18 protein-coding genes, 1 tRNA gene and 3 rRNA genes are annotated in these 22,377 nt (G+C 50.6%); 6 read left to right on the top strand and 16 right to left on the bottom strand.

Translation table 11 applies throughout. The features are described 5' to 3' along the window. Positions 1–3: 3 nt before the first annotated feature. From N4599_RS08035 to N4599_RS08005, 7 genes are all read right to left on the bottom strand, one after another. The gene (locus N4599_RS08035; protein WP_006499680.1) at positions 4–972 is read right to left on the bottom strand and encodes an IS30 family transposase; all 969 of its coding nucleotides are present in this window, start codon (positions 970–972) and stop codon (positions 4–6) included. A 141-nt stretch (positions 973–1,113) separates the two neighbouring features. Beyond that, positions 1,114–1,824, bottom strand: coding sequence for a hypothetical protein (locus N4599_RS08030; RefSeq protein WP_260898964.1), 711 nt, complete (start codon positions 1,822–1,824; stop codon positions 1,114–1,116). Then, positions 1,817–2,686, bottom strand: coding sequence for an ATP-binding cassette domain-containing protein (locus N4599_RS08025; RefSeq protein ID WP_191363572.1), 870 nt, complete (start codon positions 2,684–2,686; stop codon positions 1,817–1,819). The genes N4599_RS08030 and N4599_RS08025 overlap by 8 nt, the downstream gene beginning before the upstream one ends. After that, positions 2,667–3,050 carry a GntR family transcriptional regulator gene (locus tag N4599_RS08020; protein WP_191363571.1) on the bottom strand — a complete coding sequence of 128 codons (384 nt, stop codon included), beginning with the start codon at positions 3,048–3,050 and terminating at the stop codon, positions 2,667–2,669. Before N4599_RS08020 ends, N4599_RS08025 begins: the two co-directional genes overlap by 20 nt. Before the next feature lie 91 nt (positions 3,051–3,141). After that, positions 3,142–6,012, bottom strand: coding sequence for a DUF3427 domain-containing protein (locus tag N4599_RS08015; protein WP_260898960.1), 2,871 nt, complete (start codon positions 6,010–6,012; stop codon positions 3,142–3,144). 15 nt (positions 6,013–6,027) lie between these two features. Further along, the gene (locus N4599_RS08010) at positions 6,028–6,558 is read right to left on the bottom strand and encodes a phosphatase PAP2 family protein (protein ID WP_191363569.1); all 531 of its coding nucleotides are present in this window, start codon (positions 6,556–6,558) and stop codon (positions 6,028–6,030) included. Positions 6,559–6,560: 2 nt separating this feature from the next. After that, positions 6,561–7,514 carry an aldo/keto reductase gene (locus N4599_RS08005; RefSeq protein ID WP_260898958.1) on the bottom strand — a complete coding sequence of 318 codons (954 nt, stop codon included), beginning with the start codon at positions 7,512–7,514 and terminating at the stop codon, positions 6,561–6,563. A gap of 161 nt (positions 7,515–7,675) precedes the next feature. On the opposite strand from N4599_RS08005, the gene N4599_RS08000 reads away from it, so the two are divergent. The 4 genes from N4599_RS08000 (at position 7,676) to N4599_RS07985 (ending at position 11,131) form a co-directional block, all read left to right on the top strand. Next, positions 7,676–8,596 (top strand): DMT family transporter, encoded by a 921-nt coding sequence (locus N4599_RS08000; RefSeq protein ID WP_191363567.1) that lies wholly within the window; start codon positions 7,676–7,678, stop codon positions 8,594–8,596. 149 nt (positions 8,597–8,745) lie between these two features. Beyond that, entirely contained in the window at positions 8,746–9,459 is a 714-nt protein-coding gene (locus tag N4599_RS07995) for a helix-turn-helix domain-containing protein (RefSeq protein ID WP_087215825.1), read from the top strand. Beyond that, positions 9,396–10,307: an IS3 family transposase gene (locus N4599_RS07990; protein WP_191980572.1), complete on the top strand. Its 912-nt coding sequence runs from the start codon at positions 9,396–9,398 to the stop codon at positions 10,305–10,307. The genes N4599_RS07995 and N4599_RS07990 overlap by 64 nt, the downstream gene beginning before the upstream one ends. A 200-nt stretch (positions 10,308–10,507) precedes the next feature. Continuing rightward, positions 10,508–11,131, top strand: a complete 624-nt coding sequence (locus N4599_RS07985) for a YczE/YyaS/YitT family protein (protein WP_191363566.1) — start codon at positions 10,508–10,510, stop codon at positions 11,129–11,131. A 2-nt stretch (positions 11,132–11,133) separates the two neighbouring features. Here the strand turns inward: N4599_RS07985 and N4599_RS07980 are convergent, their stop codons facing one another. After that, a complete protein-coding gene (locus N4599_RS07980; protein ID WP_194176977.1) occupies positions 11,134–12,531 on the bottom strand; it encodes a sugar porter family MFS transporter in 1,398 nt (465 codons plus the stop codon). 252 nt (positions 12,532–12,783) lie between these two features. On the opposite strand from N4599_RS07980, the gene N4599_RS07975 reads away from it, so the two are divergent. Both N4599_RS07975 and N4599_RS07970 read left to right on the top strand, forming a co-directional pair. Then, positions 12,784–12,856, top strand: a tRNA-Ala gene (locus N4599_RS07975). A gap of 56 nt (positions 12,857–12,912) precedes the next feature. Next, positions 12,913–13,455 carry an RBBP9/YdeN family alpha/beta hydrolase gene (locus tag N4599_RS07970; protein ID WP_194176976.1) on the top strand — a complete coding sequence of 181 codons (543 nt, stop codon included), beginning with the start codon at positions 12,913–12,915 and terminating at the stop codon, positions 13,453–13,455. A 51-nt stretch (positions 13,456–13,506) separates the two neighbouring features. On the opposite strand, the gene N4599_RS07965 is transcribed toward N4599_RS07970, so the two are convergent. The 8 genes from N4599_RS07965 to N4599_RS07930 all read right to left on the bottom strand — a co-directional run bounded on the left by N4599_RS07965 (position 13,507) and on the right by N4599_RS07930 (position 22,083). Further along, positions 13,507–13,971, bottom strand: coding sequence for a hypothetical protein (locus N4599_RS07965; RefSeq protein WP_260898950.1), 465 nt, complete (start codon positions 13,969–13,971; stop codon positions 13,507–13,509). A gap of 13 nt (positions 13,972–13,984) precedes the next feature. Next, positions 13,985–15,094 carry a LysM peptidoglycan-binding domain-containing protein gene (locus N4599_RS07960; RefSeq protein ID WP_260898948.1) on the bottom strand — a complete coding sequence of 370 codons (1,110 nt, stop codon included), beginning with the start codon at positions 15,092–15,094 and terminating at the stop codon, positions 13,985–13,987. A 113-nt stretch (positions 15,095–15,207) separates the two neighbouring features. Then, positions 15,208–15,546 (bottom strand): branched-chain amino acid transporter permease, encoded by a 339-nt coding sequence (locus N4599_RS07955; protein ID WP_260898946.1) that lies wholly within the window; start codon positions 15,544–15,546, stop codon positions 15,208–15,210. Beyond that, on the bottom strand, positions 15,546–16,238 hold the full coding sequence (locus N4599_RS07950; RefSeq protein WP_260898944.1) for an AzlC family ABC transporter permease: 693 nt from the start codon (positions 16,236–16,238) through the stop codon (positions 15,546–15,548). The genes N4599_RS07955 and N4599_RS07950 overlap by 1 nt, the downstream gene beginning before the upstream one ends. Beyond that, the gene (locus N4599_RS07945; RefSeq protein WP_260898941.1) at positions 16,219–16,908 is read right to left on the bottom strand and encodes an HAD hydrolase-like protein; all 690 of its coding nucleotides are present in this window, start codon (positions 16,906–16,908) and stop codon (positions 16,219–16,221) included. The genes N4599_RS07950 and N4599_RS07945 overlap by 20 nt, the downstream gene beginning before the upstream one ends. A 272-nt stretch (positions 16,909–17,180) precedes the next feature. Beyond that, positions 17,181–17,297 (bottom strand): 5S ribosomal RNA (gene rrf, locus N4599_RS07940). A gap of 82 nt (positions 17,298–17,379) precedes the next feature. After that, positions 17,380–20,303: ribosomal RNA gene (locus N4599_RS07935) — 23S ribosomal RNA — on the bottom strand. 205 nt (positions 20,304–20,508) lie between these two features. Continuing rightward, positions 20,509–22,083: ribosomal RNA gene (locus N4599_RS07930) — 16S ribosomal RNA — on the bottom strand. The 16S, 23S and 5S rRNA genes sit together here, the layout of an rRNA operon. Between the last annotated feature and the right edge of the window lie 294 nt (positions 22,084–22,377).

The following is a 22,377-nucleotide window of genomic DNA, read 5'->3' as shown; positions in this document are numbered from 1 at the left end:
AAATTAGAAAAATGTTGAAAGCTGTTCATCTGTGACATGACTTAGGAATACTTCAAGTGGTGTGCGGTAGTGAAGTGACTTCCGTGGAATAGTATTTCGTTTGTGCATCAGCTGGGTGATTAGTTCATCTGGTAAATTACGGAAGTCTAATCGTTTACTGAGACCGTCACGACGTAAGATACCATTATTGTTTTCATTCAGGCCGCGTTGATTGGGCGCTCCAACCTCCGCAAAATAAGTATGAAGGTCATGTTTATTGGCAATCTCACGCCAGCCCGCGAATTCCTTACCATTATCAAAGGTAATCGACTTAACGAAATGACGAGGCATTTTAGAAAGCCATTTATCCAAGTGATAGTTAACTGCTTCATCAGTTTTACGATGAACGTTAAGCACAATCATCACCTTAGATTGACGTTCCACCAAGGTCATGACCGCACCACGATGAGCTTTTCCTTGAACAGTATCAGCTTCAAAGTGACCAAACTCGTGTTGGTAGTGAGGAAAATCATGGTATCGCTGGTAAATACTCCGACCGAGATGCCCCGCCTTACCACGTCGTTCGACATAGCCATTGGGGTGTCGCTTGCCTTTCATCGGTAATTGCTGGACGGCAAAATTGTACTGTCCACGAGCAAACATCCGATAAAGTGTCCGCATACTACAGCTAATTGTCCGTTCTGCTCGACCAATGATCGTATCAGGTGTCCAGCCCGCTTTAACCTGCTCATTGATGTAGCTGATCTCATCCTTGGCTAGCTGAGCCTGCTTACGACCACAACGCTGCTTATTCCGTTGGTAAGCCTTAAGATACTGTGCAATGGTCTTACCGCTATCAAGAAATCGATAGACGCGGTAAATAGTTTCTTGGCTTCGTTTAAGCAGTTTAGCAGCTTGATAAGCCTTCGTACCTTGGTGCCAAAAATTAGCTATGAGGGTTAGTTCACGTGTGGTAAGATGTTTATAAGTCATTTGTGATGTTCCTTTACTTTTGTTTGTGGTTATTCAAAAGTCTATCACAAATGGCTTTTTTATTTTTCTAACTTAATTTTACAAACGGCGAAACGAAAAATAACCCCTAGTCATTTTCGAGATGACTAGGAGTTATTTTCTTTAATCCCGCCGCAGCTGCAGGCGGTCGTTGAAGAATTTGGTCAAGCCAAGAACAATCGCGAAGTAGACTAACCAGAGCACGTAAGGAATCACCGGATTATTAAATACAACTGCCATTGCGGTAACAAACTGCTTATTTTCCACTAATGCTGTAATCTGGTTGTTCAGGGTCAGCATCGACCGACCCAGCATCACGCAGAGGATGATAAACATCACCGGCAGGCCGATCCCAACGATCCACTTCCAGGTCCGGTTCAGCAGGCCGAAGCCGTTACCAATTGCCTGACAGGTCACGACCACGGTCAGCAGGATTAGGAAGTTGACCAGCAGGGTCCGCGGGCTCATTACCGGCTGGTTGGCTAGTGACAGCAATTCATCGAGGATAAAGATCACCAGCGTCGCCAAGAACAGGGCCAGGGCCCGCCCGCGCCACATCGTTTTCCGGGAAATCCCGTTCTGAATGGCCCATTTAAAGTCATCGTAGGGCTTAACGATAAAGTAGGCAAAAAGAATCAGGTTGATAAAAGATGCCAGGGTAGATGGGATAGCCTGCAGCGTAACCAAGAATGATTCAAGGTTGTGGTTGAACCCTAGCCCCATCAGGGAAACGACTACCTCAAAGCCGACGACCCAGCCGACCGTAATTAAAATTGCCTGTCCAAGCCGGTAGAAGACGTTCGTCATCACCAAAGTCATTTTCTGCTTACTCATTCTTACTGCCCCCATTCGTTAATTCAATAAAGAGTTTCTGTAAATCATAGTGCCCGAGCTTAACCTGGTCAGGAATTACCCGCTGGTCATCGAGCCGGTCATAGACATAGGCAGTCTTAACCGTCCCCAACTGGTCCGTGGATAGGACCCGCAAGCCCGCAACATACTGGTCGACCAGCTTTTCCGGTCCCGTCACCGTGTAGGCCCGGTCCAACATTTCCTCGACGTCGGCATCAGCAATCAGCTGGTGGTCCGCCAAAATCAGCACGTGTTCCACCAGTTGCTGGATTTCGTCAATCAGGTGGGTCGAAAGGACAAAGGTCCGCGGCTTCTCCTGGTAGCTCTTGACCAGTTCCTTGTAAAACAGCTCCCGGTGGTTAGCGTCCAGCCCCAGCGTCGGTTCATCCAGGAAAATGTAGTTAGCATTGACGTTCAGGGCCACGACCAGCTTGACAGCGGTCTGCAACCCGGTCGAGAGCTTGCTCAGTTGGGTCTTGGCATTAATTCCAAAAGCCTTGAGCAGGCGGTCAGCATTTTGGTAATCGAAATTGCCGTAGGAACCATCCGCCAGGTCAAACATCCGTTGAATCGTTGTCCGCTTCGGATAGAGGTTGCTTTCACTCATCAGGTAAAACTGGCCCAACACCTGGTCCTGGTCGTTGGTTCCCAGTTTACCAAGAGAGACAGTCCCGGCCGTCGGGAAAATCCGGCCCGTGATGATATTGAGCAGGGTCGACTTCCCTGCCCCATTTCGGCCGAGCAGGCCATAAATCTTCCCCGGCGCTAACTGGCAGCTTAGGTCTTCTAAAATCTTCTGCCGGCCGTATTTTTGGCTGATGTGACTAATTGTTAACTGTTCCATCGTTCTCCCCCCGTTCAATCAGTTCTAGTAAGTGCTGCTTAGTAATCCCCAGTTTGTGGGCTTCTAATAGCAGGCTCTTCACGTAATCTTTGTAAAAGCTCTCTTTGCGTGTCTGCATAATATTCTCCTGGGCGCCGGCAGTGACAAACATTCCCCGGCCACGACGCTTTTCAATCAAGTCTTTCTCGACCAGCATATTCATCCCCTTGAGGACGGTTGCCGGGTTGATGTGCAACTCGGTCGACAGCTGCGTCGTTGATGGGACCTGACTGCCTTCCGGAAAGACACCGGTAAAAATCATTTCTTCTAGTTGAGCGGCAATCTGCTGGTATAACGGCGCCGATTCGTCAAAATGAAACTGCAAGAGCGCACCTCCTTAGTTATTCGGTTAATTACTTATGTGACTAAGTATATGGGTAGCTAATAAAAAAAGCAAGCATAATTTTGCCTGCTTGTTAATTTTCTTCAAATAACAGCCGCCGCAGCCGAACCGACAGGGGTCGCACGAGTTCCAGGTTCATTCCAACGGCGGCCTTTTGTTTGGCCCCCAGCCGTTCCTCCTGAACTGACCCCGGCTGAATGGTTGCTGGGCCCAGGTAGTAAAACTGCTTGCCCACCGCATCGCTGCGTTTGACAAAGAGGTGGATTTGAACCCGCGGGCGACCATCCGCGTTCGTTGCCAATAGCCGCTGCACTTCCGGCGAGGACCGGTGACGGGGACTTCGAGTGTACCAGCGAAGTGACCGCCCGTTCTCCAATTGGTTATCGTAAATCGCGTTGCGGCGCTGGTCGTCCTCCTTGCGGTAGGTGATAAAAATTGGGCACTCCTGGTCACCCACCCGGTAGCCATACATGGGCGCGCTGACGTCCAACGGCCAGTTCAAAAGCCGGCAGACGTCCTTACGATCATACTGTTGATACAGGGTAAACTGGTGGCTGGCATCATAGTCCTTGCTCAACGCCAAGCCAGTGTCCACCGCGTCCGTCAGCAACGTGCTGAATTGCGGGTCCGCTTTAAGTGCTGCCGCCAGTTCAGGGGCAAGTCGGTAATCTACCAGACCGTCATGGACGACCAACGGGGCCCCGCCATACTGTTCACGACGGGTTTGCTTACCCGCCTTGACCGCAAAGAAGCTCAGGGACAAAATGTCGTCAATTGACTGGAGCACGGCCGGGCTAACATAGGCTCCCCGGTCCCGTAAAGCCGCAATTAGCTCTTCCTGACTGCACCGGTGCCCAGCATTCGCCAACAATAGCTTGAGGAGGACCAGCTCATGGGGCCGCTTGCCGTTAACCAGTTCCTTAGTAACGAAGGAGAGGACCGCGTTTTCGTGGTCGGATAGCTGAACCGGTTCTCCCATCTTCGCCAGGAACTGCCCGTAGTTAGCTAGCCGGCCGTTCTCGGCGAAAACTAGCGGTGATACCTCGCCATAGCGGTAAAAGTCCAGCAGGAGGGGTGGCCGCCCCAGACGCTGGTGGAGGTCCTGGTAGGCCGTCCGCAGTTCCCGCAGCGAGTCCAGTTTGACGGCGGCCAACGACTGCAAGATCCGTTCAGCCGCCACCCGCCGGAAGCTAATCGTCGACACCCCGATGGTCGGCGGCAACTGCACCTCTTGGCAGGCCCGGTCAACCTGCCGGCTGGTATCCTGGTTCAAGGCCAGTGGAATCAGAAAGTTATTCTGGTAGTTGCCAATAAAGTCCAGGACGGTCACGTAGTCCTTCCCGGGAAATTTCCGCAGGCCCCGCCCCAGCTGCTGGGTAAATACCACCGCCGACTGGGTGTTCCGGAGCATGATGACCTGGTTTAAGGATGGAATATCGACCCCCTCGTTAAAGAGGTCAACCGTCACGATATATTCCAGCTTTCCTGCCTCCAGCTGCTCCACCGCCTGCTGCCGGCGACGGGGGGAGTCTTCATTCGTCAGCGCGACTGCTGGGTGCCCCGCCGCACTAAACTTGCTAGCCAGCTCCCGGGCCTCTTCCTGCCGGGAGCAAAAGATTAACCCTCGTGGCTGGTCACCACAGTAGCCGTAGTAGTTCATCTGTTCCAAAACGTACTTTACCCGCTGGTCGCTCACCAGGTAGCGCAGGCCCGTTGTTTCAGTGATAAGCTCACCATCCTGCTCATAGTCCTGCACGCCGACGTAGTGAAAGGGCGCCAGCATCCCCGCGTCCAGGGCGGCCTTCAAACGGACTTCGTAGGCCAGGTGGTAGTCAAACAGGGCGTAAACATCCTGCTTATCCATCCGTTCTGGCGTCGCCGTCATTCCCAGCCAAAACTGTGGTTGAAAGTGGTCAAACAGTCGCTGGTAGCTTGGCGCTGCGGCGCGGTGTGCTTCGTCAACTAAGATATAGTCAAATGTCTCCGGTGCCAGCTTCGCCAATGTTCCGGGCTGAGCCAGGGTTTGAACGGTCGCAAAGAGGTACTTGGCATCCCAGTCGTGCCGGTTACCGGTCAATAAGCCATAGTCACTGGCAGGCCCGCCGATGACCCGGCGAAAACTTGCCAATGATTTCTTAGCAATCTGTTCCCGGTGAACCACATACAGGAAGCGGCGGGGATGAAAGTCCTTGACCGCGAATGCTCCCAGGTAGGTCTTCCCCGTCCCGGTCGCCGACACGACTAAGCCCCGGTGCGCACCGGAAGTACGCAGCTGCTGTAACGCCAGGAGAGCAGGACGTTGCATTTGGTTAGGGGTGATTGGGGCGGCCGAAGTCCGTAGCCTTTGCCGAACGGTGGGAAGTGGTCGCCAAGCAGCCTGGTACTCCGCCAGCCAGTCAGCCGTCAGGGAATGGCTGGTCCGGGCCAAGTTTGCCAAGCGGGCGCTAAGCTGCCTAGTCAAACTGGCATCCTGGCGGGAACTGACCCGCAGTGCCCATTCCGTATTCTGAAGCAGGGCCGCCCGGGTAAAGTTAGCACTGCCGATTACTGCCGTCTGGTAGTCACCATGGTCAAACACGTAACCCTTGGCATGAAAACCCTGTTGGTCCACGATTTTGACGTTGAGGTTGGGAATTTTCATTAGCTCAGCAAAGGCCCGCGGTGAATTAAAGCCTAAGTAGTCACCGGTCAGCAGGGTGCCACTAACTCCCCGGTCTGCTAAGTCAGCCAAGAGCGCCTTTAGCGGCACCAGCATATCGGTGGTGATAAAGGCAACCGCCCAGGTAAAGCGCTGGCAGTGCTGCAATTCGTCTTGAAGGGTCTGCCAAATCGTGCCGTCCGCCTGGTTAGTCACCAGCTGGGGCGTCAGAAGGTTATGCCCCGGATAGTCCTGGCTGTATAAACCATTGAGAATGGCCTCCTGCATTACCGTCTTCTTATCCATACCGTCTTCCTTTCACTAACATAGCCACAGGCACGCCCCACAAATCACTCCGCAAAGCACACCCGCGATAATATCCCGGGGATAGTGGACTCCCCCGATTATCCGCACCAAACCTAAAATTACGGTCAACACTAAGAGGACCACCCCAAGCGGCCAGGCCACCCGCCAGGCCACCAGGCTAATTACCGTCGCGGAAAAGGCGTGCCGGCTCGGCAGCGAATCCCCGTGCTTCTCCCGGCTAATCAAGGGGTCAATCGCCCACTCATCGTAGGGCCGGGGGGCATTGAGGCGGTGGCGGAAAAAGCTCACCAGGAAAAAGCCGAGCCCTGGGATGACCACTAGCGGGGCTACCGTGCGCAAGCCGACCAGCGGGACTGCCCGCAACCGCCAGCAAACACCAGCGAGGATTAACAGGTAGGCCACGTACATCGTCACCACTACCGCCCGGTTGGTCCAGCGCAAGATGGTAATCAAGCGTGGATAGCGGCTCAGCCAGTTACTCAGGGCGGTATAAAACTGGTAGTAGTTAAACTTTGAATCCATCATCACTAGGGCAACTCATTTCCGGCCGCCAGGTACAGGTCGTACCACTCCTGCTTGGTCAGGGTGACGTCACTGCCGGCGGCACTGTCCAGAATATGGGCCGGGGTCATGGTGCCGATCAGGACCTGCATGTGGGCCGGGTAACGGAGGATCCAGGCCACCGCAATCGCATTTTTGCTGACCTGGTACTTCTCCGCCAGTTTTGCCAGCTCACGATTTAGTTCAGGGAACTGCGGATTGCCAATGAAGGTCCCTGCAAAGGTGCCGTATTGGAACGGCGACCAGGTCTGAATCGTCAGCTGGTGGAGGCGGCAATATTCGAGCAGGCCGCCGTCATGGTCGACCGAACCCTTATCGGTCATGTTGGTGTGGAGGCCAAAATCAACCATCCCCGTGTGGCCGAGGCCAAATTGCAGCTGGTCTACTAATAGGCGTTGGCTGACCGCCGATTGCAGCAATTCCAGCTGCTGGGGGTTGAAGTTGGAAACTCCGAAATGACGGACCTTGCCACTCGCCTGCAGTTCATCAAACGCGGCGGCAATTTCTTCCGGCTCCATTAGCGGGTCCGGCCGGTGAATCAAGAACGAATCCAGGTAGTCGATTCCGGTCCGGCGCAAGATACCATCGACCGCGGCAATCAGGTGCTCCTTCGACGAGTCATAGCGGGTAATCTGGTTGGCGGCGTTGGCATATAAGCCGCCCTTCGATTGAATATAGAAATCATCCCGGGAGAGGCCGCTCTGCTTGAGTACCTGCCCAAAGTGAATTTCTGACGACCCCCGCCCGAGTTCGGGGTCGTTGCCGTAAATATCAGCGGAATCAATCAGGTTAATTCCGGCCTCGTGGGCCGCCTGGAGGGCCGCTACCGATTGCGGCACGGATAAGGTTCCCATCCGCATGATCCCCAGTGCAATGTTCGACGTCTGCCAGTTCGTGTTGCCAATTTTGACCGTTTGCATTTTCTTCTCCTTAATAAAATCAACTTTGGGGTAACAAATTCTTTCTTAATTATACTTCAAGGCCCGCCCTGCTTAAAGAAAACACCGCCTCACCAGCAGGGGTGCAAGCCCCTAAATATCCATGTTATATTAGTTGCAATGTTATTTTTAGGGAGGATCAGATGAAAAAGCAAAGCAAGGGTATCCTGCTCGCGGCTGGGGGAGCCTCACTGTGGGGAATTTCCGGTGCCGCGGCCCAATACCTCTTTTCAACCACGAATATTTCCAACACCTGGCTGGTGGCCCTGCGTTTGCTGGCGGCAGGGGTCCTGCTAACCCTTTGGAGCGCCATTAAGTTTCCTGGGGAAAGCCGGCAATTAGTTGCCAACAAAGCTAACCGCCGCCTGCTGTTTCTGTTCGCCATTTTGGGGATGGCGAATTCACAACTATCGTACTTCTTAGCCATTAAGTACAGCAACGCCCCGACCGCCACCGTCATCCAGTACCTCCAGCCAGTCTTTATTATCCTGTGGCTGGCGCTGGCGAAACACCAGTGGCCCCGGCGAGTCGACTGTTTTAGCATCGCCATTGCCCTCCTCGGTACCTTTTTTCTGGCAACTGGCGGTCGTCTCGACCAGCTCAGTCTGACCCCCGTGGCCCTCTTTTGGGGGATTTGGTGTGCCGCTGCGGCTGCGCTCTACACTCTGCTACCCCGGCCCCTTCTCCAGCGCTTTGACGCCTTAATCGTTTGCGGGCTGGCCATGCTGATCAGCGGCCTCCTTCTTTCACCGGCCCTGGTCATTATTCCCGCGCCACGACTAAACCTCCTAGACTGGCTACTCGTTGCCTACATCGTTATCGGAGGGACGATGTTCTCCTACACCCTATTTTTACAGAGTATCCGCTACATTTCCCCCGCCGCGACGGGAATTCTCAGCGCATTTGAACCCCTGGTCGCGACGATTTTAGCGGTGGGCCTGCTCGGTACCCAGCTTACCTGGGCTGCGGTTTCAGGTTCCGTGCTGATCCTATTCACTACTATCTTGCAGGCGGTACCCCTTCGCCAGGTTGCCCGCCTTCTTCACCTCACCCGGTTAAAATAATAAAGTAAGCGTGGGCCTTAACTATCAACCTACAAGTTAATCACACCGCGAAAGACAAAAGGCAAAAAGGGCTTGTCTGCCGGTTATAATGCCCTCTAAGTATACAGATGAAATAGAAAATTCATCTTATACTTGGAGGGCATTTTTCTATGTCTAGGAAATCAAAATATAACGCGGAAGAGAAACTATTAATATTACATGAATTAGATCATTCAAGTATTAAAGAAGTTACATGGAAGTATGCAGTTGGCAAGAGCACTGTTTTGTCTTGGCGACTTCTTTATAAATACCAAGGTATTGACGGACTGCGATCTGATCACCACAATCATAGTTACTCAAGAGAATTTAAGTTGGCTTTAATTCAGCAGTACCAGGAATCAACCGATTCCCTTCGAGTATTCGCAGTTAAACATGGATTAAAATCAGATAAACAGTTATCAGACTGGATTATCCAGTATAATGAATCAAAACTGAAGGCTTATACGCCAAGAAAGCGAGATTCAATTATGCCAGGACGCAAAACTACTTTTGAAGAACGATTATTGATCATTGAGGACTTAATCAAGCACGACGTTAATTACAATTGGGCCGTCAATAAATATCATGTGAGTTACCAACAGGTTTATGGATGGTATCAGAAATATCGTAAGAGTGGTAATGACCCGCAATCACTTCGTGATCGGCGGGGTAAAGCTAAGCCTAAAGCAGAGTGGACAGAACTAGATAAATTAAGAGCGGAGAACCGGCTATTGAAGGCTGAAATGAAACGGAATGAGATGGAGGTCGCCTTCGCAAAAAAATTAATGGAAATTCGCAGTCGGGAGGCGAAAAGTTCTTCAAACAACAAGTCATCAAAGAACTAAATGAAGAGTACGGGTGGCCAATCAGCACTTTAAGCGAGATCGCGGGTATTACTAGAGATGCTTACTACAAGTGGACTCATCGAAAGCCAAATGCCCATGATAATGAACAAGCAGCATTACTTAAGGCCATTTTGGAATTAGAAGATAAGCATAAGTGGACCTTGGGGTATTTAGGTATGACGACACAACTAGCTTTTGAAAATAAATTGAATTTCAAGGTCGGCTTAAAGCGAGTTACTAACTGTATGAGAAATCACGGGATCAAGGCAAATGTCCGTAAGAAGAAACATAATCGGATTAAACGTCACGAAGAATATATCAATGACAACTTACTCAATGAGCAATTTGATCGTCAGAGTAAGAATGAGGTTTGGGTAACTGACACGACCGAAGTCCTATATGGTAGTGAGCAGGTAAGGAAGGCGCGCGTACATGTAGTAATGGATCTATATGGTCGCTATGTTTTGAGCTACAACATTTCAGCTACTGAAACGGCCGCATCAGCGATCGAATCCTTTAAGCGCGCCTTCAAAGTAGAACCAGACGCCCATCCGCTGATCCATACGGATCGCGGATCAGCATACTGTTCAATGGTTTTTAATGACTATTTGGCTAGCCAGAATTGCATTCACAGTATGTCACATCCGGGCCATCCTTGGGAAAACTCGCCAATGGAGCGTTGGTGGAATGACTTTAAGCTCATCTGGTTAGCTAAACGCTCTCGACCTAAAACATTGGAAGAATTAGAGCAATCTGTAAAGGACGCCATTAAATATTTCAACACTCAACGAGCCTACGCAACCAAAAACGGCTTGACCGCGGAAAAATTCCGCGCTCAAGCCGCATAAATAATTTTTCTATTTGAACTGTATACTTGACAGGCAATAGTGCCGCCCAATTTGCCTTTTTTATTATCCGTAGTTAAAGCTATTTTACCCGTTTAACCCGATAGTTTTACCTAATTTACTGCTAGTGTTTTACTTCCCGCCGCGTTACAATATGTGTGAATTTTTTGGAAGCGGATTCATCTACATGGGAGGTAATTGATATGTACCAAGTTCGACGCGTCACCATGGCCCTTTGTGGCGTCATCCTCTGCGGCTTTTGTGTCGGAATGTTGCAAAAAGCTAACCTGGGAGTGGACCCGTTTACCTGCTTCGTCACGGGAATTGCCAACCTGTTTAGCTCAACCTATTCAACTTTTTACCTCATCCTAACGGGCGGTCTCCTGGCGGTCGTTTTAATCCTCCGGCGGCACTACATCGGGATCGCAACTATTTTCAACCTGCTACTGACCGGCGTAATGGCTGATTTCATGCGTGGCCTCCTTGACACCGTGATCCCCCATCCCGGTCTCATGGCACGGGGCTGCCTAATGCTCGCCGCAATCGTCTTTACTTGCCTGGCCGCGGCCCTGTACTTTACCGCTGACTTGGGAGTGTCGGCGTATGACGCCCTCGCCCTGATTGCCGCTTATAAGTATCAATTGCTCCCCTTTAAGTATTGCCGCATCATCACCGATAGTATTTGCGTCCTGGTCGGCTTGGCCTTTGATGTGACCCTCGGGATTGGGACGGTAATTACCGCGCTCTTTATGGGTCCCTTGACCCAGTGGTTCCGCGTTAACCTGGCCGAACCACTCCTGACGGGAGGCTTGCGTCCGGCCGACTGACATTAACTCTGTATCTGCAAGCTGTTTCCCCGGTGGTGGTGACGGTGATGGTGGCTGCTGGTTTGCAGCTGTGCCCGCAGCTCAAGCTGGATTTGCTCCAGACTCTTACCCTGAGTTTCTGGAACAAAGCTCCATGAGAATATCCAGGCTACGGCATTGAAAGCAATGAAGAAGGCAAAGGTCCCTCCACCACCCCAGTGAGCCATCATCAGTGGAAAACTAAAGCCGACCAGAAAGTTTGCCATCCAGAGACAGAAGGTGGCAATTCCCATCCCGAGTCCTCGGAGCTGCTGGGGGAAAATTTCTGACAGCAGCACCCAGGTCGTCGGCGAGACGCAGGACTGGAAAAAGGCCAGGAAGGTCATAGTAGAACCAATCACCACCAGAGGAAGGATCCGTGATTGACCCAGAAAAAGGATGCCGAGGGTGATGACCAGCAGTGAGCAGCCGGTCCCCGTAATTCCCACTAACAGCATCCGCCGCCGAGCAACTGTATACATCAGTCGCATTCCAACTGCGGTCGCGATAAAGGAAGTTAGGCCGTTCCCAATATTGGCAACAAGGGCGGCCCGGTGGCCAAAACCAACTTTCATCAGGATGCTGGTGCCGTAATACATCATGATATTAATGCCGACAAACTGTTGAATTATTCCTAGGCCAGCCCCAAGCAATACCAGGTGACGCACCCAGGGGTGGCGAAGGTCCCGTAAACCCGCGGCCTTCGTATTCCGGTGCCGTCTGAGAATTGCCGTCACACTCTGGACCTCTGCCAGGCTCTGCTGGTGATTGGGCCTGATCCGATCAAGAATAGCAATGGCTGCTTGGGGCCGCCGTTTCATAATCAGCCAGCGCGGCGATTCAGGAACAAACCAGGTGCCACAAAAGAGGAGGAATGCCGGGAGCATCCCAAAAGCAAGCATTTCCCGCCAGATACTTGTGACCCCGGGAAAGCAGGTGCCCAGGATGGCGTTAACCGTAAAGGCGAGCAGTTGGCCGCCAGTAATCATCAGCTCATTTTGGGTCACCAGCCGGCCCCGCAAACCCGCGGTCGCCACTTCGGCAAGGTAGGTCGGCACGATGACCGATGCCCCACCCACGGCCAGGCCAAGGATAAAGCGGAAACTAATCAGCCACCAGGCATTCGGTGCGGTCGCGCAGAACAGAGTCCCAAAGAAGAAGAGCACCGCTAGGTAACACAAAATTCGTTTCCGGCCGTCACGGTCCGCTAGTTTTCCCGCCGTTAGAGCCCCGATGGCCGCCCCGAGAGTAATTACTGAAGTGACTAGACCCTCTTCCGCTGACGTTAGGTTTAGCTGTTGGGGTGCGGCCATGTATGGCAAGGCCCCGTTAATCACCCCCGTGTCAACACCAAAGAGCAGACCACCTAAGGTTACAACCAACGCTATTTTCCTTAATCGTTCGCTTGCTTGACTATGAATAATTAACCATCCTCCTTTTACTGAGGGAAAAACAAAAACTCCCCAATTTTGCTTCAAATCGAGGAGCCATTATTTCGAGGGAAAATTTCCACTCGGTTAATCACTAATTTCAGTATAGCACATTTGTAAGCTAATTGTTTCTTTCAGCCTTTGCCAACCCCGACTCGCAAGCGCTGGCAATTTTTTAAACTACTGGTATAATAAACATGGAACGGGCCATTAGTTCAGTTGGGAGAATGTCTGCTTCGCATGCAGGAGGTCGCGAGTTCGAATCTCGCATGGTCCATAAAAAAATGCGTCTGGCTACAACGGTCAGACGTTTTTTAGTAAGGAGGATAACTAATGACTAAAGCATACTTAATTCACGGTACCTCGACACGGGACGACGACTGGTTCCCCTGGCTAGAAGAGGCAGTCGCCCCGGCAATTAGCCTTGACCGGATTTGGCTCCCGGAGCCCTTTAATCCTTCGCCTACCGAATGGGCACGAGCCATTGACCAACAGGTTCCAGCCGAAAATAGGCTAGTACTAGTGGCCCACAGTCTGGGATGCATCAGTGCCTTACGTTTTATCGAACGTCAACAGATAAGGGATGCCCGGCTCCTGTTAGTCGGCGCCTTTGACCAGCCGCTGCCAACCTACCCACAACTAGACGGGTTTGTTACTCCACTGCTTCAATACAACCAGGTCACTCCCAAAGTCAGCCAAGCAACGGTGATTGCGGCCCAGGACGATCCAATTGCCCCGTTCACGGGAAGCGCTCAGGTGGCCCGCGCCCTCAATGCCAAGTTCATCGGCCAGGCTACCGGTGGTCACTTCCTCAGTAGTGACGGTTTCACCACCTTCCCGCTGGCTGCCAAAGAATTACAACGAATTGCCAAATAAAAAGTGAAATACGCACCCACTCCCGTATATAAAGAGTAGGTGCGTATTTAGTTAACGAATTTGCTCAAAGTTGGTTGCCTTCCGGTCAACCCCTTGACCAGCATTCGCAATCTGGTAGCTGAAGCTGCTCGAGTGAATCTTTTTACCGAAAGCCAGGACGTGGTTATATTGCCAGAGTGAAACCTTATTATCCTGCGTCTTGGATAAGGTCAGCTTGCTGCCCTTGGCTTCGTAATTCCACTTGCCTTGGTCAGCCTCATCCTGGTAGACAGTCTGGAAAGCACTATCACTATCATTAGCCTTAAGTGCTTTGTCCCTGCTTGGAGTTACGACAACTTCATCGCCGCTCTTGGCAAAAGTCATGTAGGCCTTCTGGTTTCCAGAAATCGAGGTGTATTCGTAAACGTGGCCCGGCACGTGACGGGCTACTGAGTGACTAGCGTAGAGGTAGAATCCGCCCAAGACGACTACAATAGCAACAATTACCGAAATAATAACTTTAGTTTTCTTCTGCATCGTTTATCCCCTACTAGTCGTCATCATCGGTCGTGTCAGTCTCTTGATTGTCGTTGGTAGCTTGGCTGTTGCTATCATCATCGTTGTTGTTGCTTTGACTGTCACTATCTCCATCGTCTTTATTACTGTCTTCACTGCTGTTACCATTATCACTTTCTACAGCGTAAACGTTGATCTCGTTACCATCCTTTTCAATGTAGACGGTCGTGCCATCCTTAGCCTTGTCACCAAGGGCATCCTTAATTTCGGAAAGGACCTTCTCGTAATCACCCTTCTTAGCAGCTTTCAGGATTACAGCAGAATCAACATCAACCTGGTCAGCGTCCTCACCGCCGTCGCCTTCCTCAAAGGACAGCTTAGAGTCGCCCGCAACGCTTTCTAGGCCGCTAACAATATCAGACGCAGATACTGATGAGGAGTGATGCTTGCCGTGGTTAGTAGCTGCCGCGTTTCTCGTCTTGGTTTTGGCACTAGTGCTACTTGATTCTTGGCTGTCAGACTCACTGTCGCTTGTCGAATCAGCGCTTTGCTGACTTTGTTGATTATCAGAAGTACTATTCTTAGCATCAGCCGGTGCCGCAAATACATTGTTCTCAGAATTGTTTGAATGGTCATCAGTCTTTGAATTATCAACTTGCTCGTTGTAAATCTTTTTAACTGACTTTGGTGCATAAATGTTAACGGTCTTTGGCCCATTGTTGATGGTTACCCGCGTTTGGGCAACTGCGTTCGGATTAACGTTGGGATTGTAACCTGCTGGAACGTCCCCATTACGATTAAGGATCAAAACGTCACCTGCGTAAATCAGGTTGGCATTTTGAATATTGTTGTCATAGCAAAGTTTGGCAACAGAAATGCCCGTTGCAGCAGAAATACTGGACAGAGTGTCTCCCCACTGGATAATGTAACGCGTTCCATTCAGGTTGTTCATGTCAATGTGCTGCATTACCATGTTGTTAGAAACCTGTTGCGGCGTATTGGCAATCCAGTTGGTAATGTCGGCTTGTTCTGCTGGGGACCCAGTTGCGTTGTCGGCCATTGCCACTGAAGATGCTAGTACCGGACCGGCTAAGACAGCAGTCATGAAAACTGCTACCAGCCGTTTCTTATTACTAATCTTCATAAATATTCCTCCCAGAATAATAACGTTATTAAAGCAGGTTTATTTTAACACTTGCTGGGCATTCGTTCAATGGTTGGCAGGGATTTATCCCCATTAACGGCGCTTGTTTTACATTAAAAGACAAAATTAACCAGTAGAATGTAACAGAGCGTCCCCAGGGTAAGCGAAAGGAACATCTTCCGTTGCCACAAGTGAACCCCCACGGTGACCAGCCCAGCCAATAATTCAGGCAAACTTTGGTTCAGGTGCACAAAATTTAAATTTCGGTAGCAGTAAACGACCAGCATGGTCATGATCGCCGGCGGCAGGAACGCCCCTAATCCTTTAATAAAGGGCGCTGGCTCCTGGCGGTCATCCTTGCTGTGAGTAAACAACTGGAATGGCAACCAGCGAGTAATAAAGTTGGTTACCACCGCAAGGGCAATCGTGACAAGCTGTTGAATAACACTCATCAAGCACTGTCTCCTTTCCGGTAGCTAAACCAGTAGTATTCAAGCACGAGCAGCAGCAAAGTGGTAATCATAAAGTACGACTTACCGAAGACCAGTAGACAGCCAATGGTAATTACTAGGCCGCTAAGTGAACTCCAGTGATTCTTTTCTTTTAAAAACTGCTCCACGGCCAGTACCAGGAACAATGCCGTCATCACAAAATCAAGGCCCTTGACTTGTAAGTTCAGCACTCCGCCCAGACAGCCGCCACAAAGGGCACCGAACGCCCAGTAAAAATAGTCCAGTACCGAGATCCACGTGCGCACCACGGTGGAGTCGTAGCCGGCCGGAATCTTGGTATAGTAGTTCAAGACAAAAGTTTCATCACTCAAGCCAAAAATCAGGAGCCACTTTCGCCAGCCATGTTGCGGATACTTGCTTAACATCGCGACCCCGTAGAAAAACTGCCGAAATCCCAGCACCGCCGTTATCAATAACACATTGAGCGGGTTAAACTGCTGAAGGAGTAAGTTAGCGATAAAAAATTCAACCGAGCCGCCGTAAATTGTCATCGCCATCAGGAGAGGGTACCAAAATGAAAAACCAAGGTTGTGCATATATAACCCATAGGCAAAGCCCAGCGTGACGTAGCCAAAAAGGACCGGCAGACTCGCGGTCCAGGCATAACGAAAATTAGAAGGATTTCTTTTCACCAGTTTCGCCCCATTCACTTTGCAAAGTAATTAACTGCTTTTCCAGTACCGGGACGGTCGCCAAGATTTTAGCAGCGCCAGCAGTCCTTAATTCCTCAACAGTACCATAACCATAACTAACGCCCCAGCAATCGAGCTGGGTGACCTTCGCACCGTTAACGTCGCTTGCTGTATCACCGACCATTAATACTTGCTTACGGAGGTCCACTAATCCCAACCGCCGTAAGGCCTCTTCGATAACGGCGGCTTTTTTACTGCGCTGCCCGTCCATACTAGCACCCACCACCTCGTCGAAATACTGTGATAAACCAAAGTGGTCCAAAATTTGCCGAACCAGGATTTCCGGTTTTGAGGAGGCCACCGCTAGCTTAACATTGCTTGTTCGTAAGTCCTTTAACATTTGACGGATTCCAGGATAAACCCGGTTATCAAAGATTCCCTCCTTACAATAGTAAGCATGGTAAAGCTCAACCGCCTTCTCCGCTTCTTCCTGGCTAAAAGGCCGAAAGCGCAACATTGAGTCAAGTAATGGCGGACCAATAAAGAACCGGAGTTTTTGCGGGTCAGTTTCCGGACAGCCCATCTTATTAAGAGCATATTGAACCGCTTTGATAATTCCAGGTCCCGATTCCGTTAAGGTTCCGTCGAGATCGAAGAAAATTGCCTGCATAATTACCATTCCCCTTAATCTAGGTTTGCATAATACTAATTTTTTACTACCATCTAAGCACAAAATCAAGTCATACCTGTCATAATTGGCGGTAGGACAACCGACTTGAAAGGTGTTCTTCCTACCAAGTCTACTAATTAGCGTTTGAGCTACCAGTCATTTTCTGTACTCCTGACGTTTGCCAGCCGTCCTCTGGAACAATCGGTACCACATGGTGAATTATTTTTAAAACAAAAAAAGTGGCTGGAAATTAATTCCAGCCACTTCTAATTGCGTGGCAACGTCCTATCCTCGCAGGGAGCGATCCCCCAACTACTTTCGGCGTGTTGAAGCTTAACTTCTGTGTTCGGCATGGGAACAGGTGTATCCTTCAAGCCATCATCACCACACTTCATCTCTTCCGAGATGAGAGCTTGCGCTCTCAAAACTAAACAATATCTATCCCTTTCCAACAAACCTTTCCGCTTTGCCTTGGTTAAGTCCTCGACCGATTAGTAATGGTCCGCTCCATGCATCACTGCACTTCCACTTCCATCCTATCTACCACATCATCTTTGTGGGGTCTTACTTCCCCGAAGGGAATGGGAAATCTCATCTCGAGGCGAGTTTCACACTTAGATGCTTTCAGCGTTTATCTCGTCCATACATAGCTACCCAGCGATGCTCCTGGCGGAACAACTGGTACACCAGCGGTATGTCCATCCCGGTCCTCTCGTACTAAGGACAGGTCCTCTCAAATTTCCTACGCCCGCGACGGATAGGGACCGAACTGTCTCACGACGTTCTGAACCCAGCTCGCGTACCGCTTTAATGGGCGAACAGCCCAACCCTTGGGACCGACTACAGCCCCAGGATGCGATGAGCCGACATCGAGGTGCCAAACCTCCCCGTCGATGTGGACTCTTGGGGGAGATAAGCCTGTTATCCCCAGGGTAGCTTTTATCCGTTGAGCGATGGCCCTTCCATGCGGAACCACCGGATCACTAAGCCCGACTTTCGTCCCTGCTCGACCTGTCTGTCTCGCAGTCAAGCTCGCTTGTGCCTTTACACTCTCCGAATGATTTCCAACCATTCTGAGCGAACCTTTGGGCGCCTCCGTTACCTTTTGGGAGGCGACCGCCCCAGTCAAACTGCCCACCTGACACTGTCTCCCAGCACGTTCAGTGCTGCGGGTTAGAGTGGTCATAATGCAAGGGTAGTATCCCACCAGCGCCTCCAGCGAAACTAGCGTTCCGCTTTCTACGGCTCCTACCTATCCTGTACAAGCAGTACAAACACTCAATATCAAGCTACAGTAAAGCTCCATGGGGTCTTTCCGTCCTGTCGCGGGTACCCTGCATCTTCACAGGGATTTCAATTTCACCGAGTCTCTCGTTGAGACAGTGCCCAGATCGTTACGCCTTTCGTGCGGGTCGGAACTTACCCGACAAGGAATTTCGCTACCTTAGGACCGTTATAGTTACGGCCGCCGTTTACTGGGGCTTCAATTCTGAGCTTCGCCGAAGCTAACCCATCCTTTTAACCTTCCAGCACCGGGCAGGCGTCAGCCCCTATACTTCATCTTACGATTTTGCAGAAACCTGTGTTTTTGATAAACAGTCGCCTGGGCCTTTTCACTGCGGCTGGCCTTGCGACCAGCACCCCTTCTTCCGAAGTTACGGGGTCATTTTGCCGAGTTCCTTAACGAGAGTTCTCTCGCTCACCTTAGGATTCTCTCCTCGACTACCTGTGTCGGTTTGCGGTACGGGCAGTTGAATACTCACTAGAAGCTTTTCTCGGCAGTGTGACATCGGCGACTTCGTTACTTTAATTTCACTCCCCATCACAGCTTGTCAACTCGCAACTAAGCATTTGACTCAGTTACTGACTTACTGCTTGGCCGCACTCTTCCAATCGTGCGGTTCGCTTAGCCTCCTGCGTCCCTCCATCATTCAAACGCATTCAACTGGTACAGGAATCTCAACCTGTTAGCCATCGCTTACGCCTTTCGGCCTCGGCTTAGGTCCCGACTTACCCTGGGAGGACGAGCCTTCCCCAGGAAACCTTAGTCATTCGGTGGACAGGATTCTCACCTGTCTTTCGCTACTCATACCGGCATTCTCACTTCTAAGCGCTCCACCAGTCCTCACGGTCTGACTTCGCCGCCCTTAGAACGCTCTCCTATCACGTGCACGTAGTGCACATCCACAGTTTCGGTAATATGCTTAGCCCCGGTACATTTTCGGCGCAGGATCACTCGACTAGTGAGCTATTACGCACTCTTTAAATGGTGGCTGCTTCTGAGCCAACATCCTAGTTGTCTATGCAACTCCACATCCTTTTCCACTTAGCATATATTTAGGGACCTTAACTGGTGATCTGGGCTGTTCCCCTTTCGACGGTGGATCTTATCACTCATCGTCTGACTCCTGAGTATAAATCGATGGCATTCGGAGTTTATCTGAAGTTGGTAACCCATGACGGGCCCCTTGTCCAAACAGTAGCTCTACCTCCATGATTCTTTTCCTCAAGGCTCCCCCTAAAGAGATTTCGGAGAGAACCAGCTATCTCCAAGTTCGTTTGGAATTTCACCGCTACCCACACCTCATCCCAGCCATTTTCAACTGACACGGGTTCGGTCCTCCAGTGCGCTTTACCGCACCTTCAACCTGGACATGGGTAGGTCACCTGGTTTCGGGTCTATAACTACATACTTCATTCGCCCATTTAAGACTCGCTTTCGCTACGGCTCCGACTTTTCCGTCTTAACCTTGCATGCAATCATAACTCGCCGGTTCATTCTGCAAGAGGCACGCCGTCACCCTTTAACGGGCTCCGACTGCTTGTAGGCACATGGTTTCAGGAACTTTTTCACTCCCCTTCCGGGGTGCTTTTCACCTTTCCCTCACGGTACTGGTTCACTATCGGTCACTAGGTAGTATTTAGCCTTGCGAGATGGTCCTCGCTGCTTCCGACGGGGTTTCACGTGTCCCGCCGTACTCAGGATCCTGAACGGAGAATGTGACGTTTCGTCTACGGGGCTATCACCCTCTCTGGCACAGCTTCCCAGCTGTTGCGACTACGTCGCATCTTGGTAACTCCATTGTTCAGTCCTACAACCCCAGCAAGCAAGCTCACTGGTTTGGGCTCTTCCCCTTTCGCTCGCCGCTACTCAGGGAATCGATGTTTCTTTCTCTTCCTGCAGCTACTGAGATGTTTCAGTTCACTGCGTCTTCCCCCTGCTAGCTATAGATTCACTAGTCAGGTAACCAACGACTAAGCTGGTTGGGTTTCCCCATTCGGAAATCTCCGGATCAAAGTGTACTTACCACTCCCCGAAGCATATCGGTGTTTGTCCCGTCCTTCATCGGCTCCTAGTACCAAGGCATTCACCATGCGCCCTTCATAACTTAACCTTGATGATCACTTCGTGATCACCCTGATTAATTGAGTTAGCGATTATTTCGTTAATTAAACTCAAATAACGCGGTGTTCTCGGTTTATTGTTTTCAATAAAAAGAAATTAGATATTATTTAGTTTTCAAAGTACAAGCTCTGAGGGTAAACCCCTCAAAACTAAACAAAGTTTCAACTATGTGCAGGTTCCGTTTTATTCCTTAGAAAGGAGGTGATCCAGCCGCAGGTTCTCCTACGGCTACCTTGTTACGACTTCACCCCAGTCATCTGTCCCGCCTTAGGCGGCTCCCTCCAAATGGTTAGGCCACCGACTTTGGGCGTTACAAACTTCCATGGTGTGACGGGCGGTGTGTACAAGGCCCGGGAACGTATTCACCGCGGCATGCTGATCCGCGATTACTAGCGATTCCGACTTCGTGCAGTCGAGTTGCAGACTGCAGTCCGAACTGAGACCGGCTTTAAGAGATTTGCACACCCTCGCGGGTTAGCTGCTCGTTGTACCGGCCATTGTAGCACGTGTGTAGCCCAGGTCATAAGGGGCATGATGATCTGACGTCGTCCCCACCTTCCTCCGGTTTGTCACCGGCAGTCTCACTAGAGTGCCCAACTGAATGCTGGCAACTAGTAACAAGGGTTGCGCTCGTTGCGGGACTTAACCCAACATCTCACGACACGAGCTGACGACGACCATGCACCACCTGTCTTTGCGTCCCCGAAGGGAACGCCTCATCTCTGAGGTTGGCGCAAGATGTCAAGACCTGGTAAGGTTCTTCGCGTAGCTTCGAATTAAACCACATGCTCCACCGCTTGTGCGGGCCCCCGTCAATTCCTTTGAGTTTCAACCTTGCGGTCGTACTCCCCAGGCGGAGTGCTTAATGCGTTAGCTTCGGCACTGAAGGGCGGAAACCCTCCAACACCTAGCACTCATCGTTTACGGCATGGACTACCAGGGTATCTAATCCTGTTCGCTACCCATGCTTTCGAGCCTCAGCGTCAGTTGCAGACCAGACAGCCGCCTTCGCCACTGGTGTTCTTCCATATATCTACGCATTCCACCGCTACACATGGAGTTCCACTGTCCTCTTCTGCACTCAAGTCGCCCGGTTTCCGATGCACTTCTTCGGTTAAGCCGAAGGCTTTCACATCAGACCTAAACAACCGCCTGCGCTCGCTTTACGCCCAATAAATCCGGATAACGCTTGCCACCTACGTATTACCGCGGCTGCTGGCACGTAGTTAGCCGTGACTTTCTGGTTGGATACCGTCACTGCGTAAACAGTTACTCTTACGCACGTTCTTCTCCAACAACAGAGTTTTACGAGCCGAAACCCTTCTTCACTCACGCGGTGTTGCTCCATCAGGCTTGCGCCCATTGTGGAAGATTCCCTACTGCTGCCTCCCGTAGGAGTATGGACCGTGTCTCAGTTCCATTGTGGCCGATCAGTCTCTCAACTCGGCTATGCATCATCGCCTTGGTAAGCCGTTACCTTACCAACTAGCTAATGCACCGCGGGCCCATCCCAAAGTGATAGCCGAAACCATCTTTTATTGGAAAACCATGTGGTTTTCCAAGTTATGCGGTATTAGCACCTGTTTCCAAATGTTATCCCCCGCTTTGGGGCAGGTTGCCCACGTGTTACTCACCCGTCCGCCGCTCACTGGGAATCCAACGTCAAATCAGTGCAAGCACGTCATTTCTGTTGGGCCAGTGCGCTCGACTTGCATGTATTAGGCACACCGCCGGCGTTCATCCTGAGCCAGGATCAAACTCTCATATAAAATATAAGAACTTGAATAGCTCTATTTCAAATTAATTAAGCGAATTGACTTCGCAAATGTTTTTGCTTCAATCACCGAAGTGACCGAAGACCCTACACATTTGATTCGTCGAAACTTTGTTCAGTTTTCAAAGGTCTACCATGTAAGTTAAAATTAATCTAACTTACAAATTTATTATACCAACTTATTAAATGATTGTCAATAACTTTTTCGAATTAGTCATCAACTGCTTATCAATAAGTCAGCTTATTTATAATATCATCTCGTCAAATACTCGTCAACACTTTTTTATAT

It is taken from the genome of Limosilactobacillus oris, assembly GCF_025311495.1.
GTDB lineage: Bacteria > Bacillota > Bacilli > Lactobacillales > Lactobacillaceae > Limosilactobacillus > Limosilactobacillus oris_A.
This window is presented reverse-complemented; position numbering and strand designations above follow the sequence as displayed.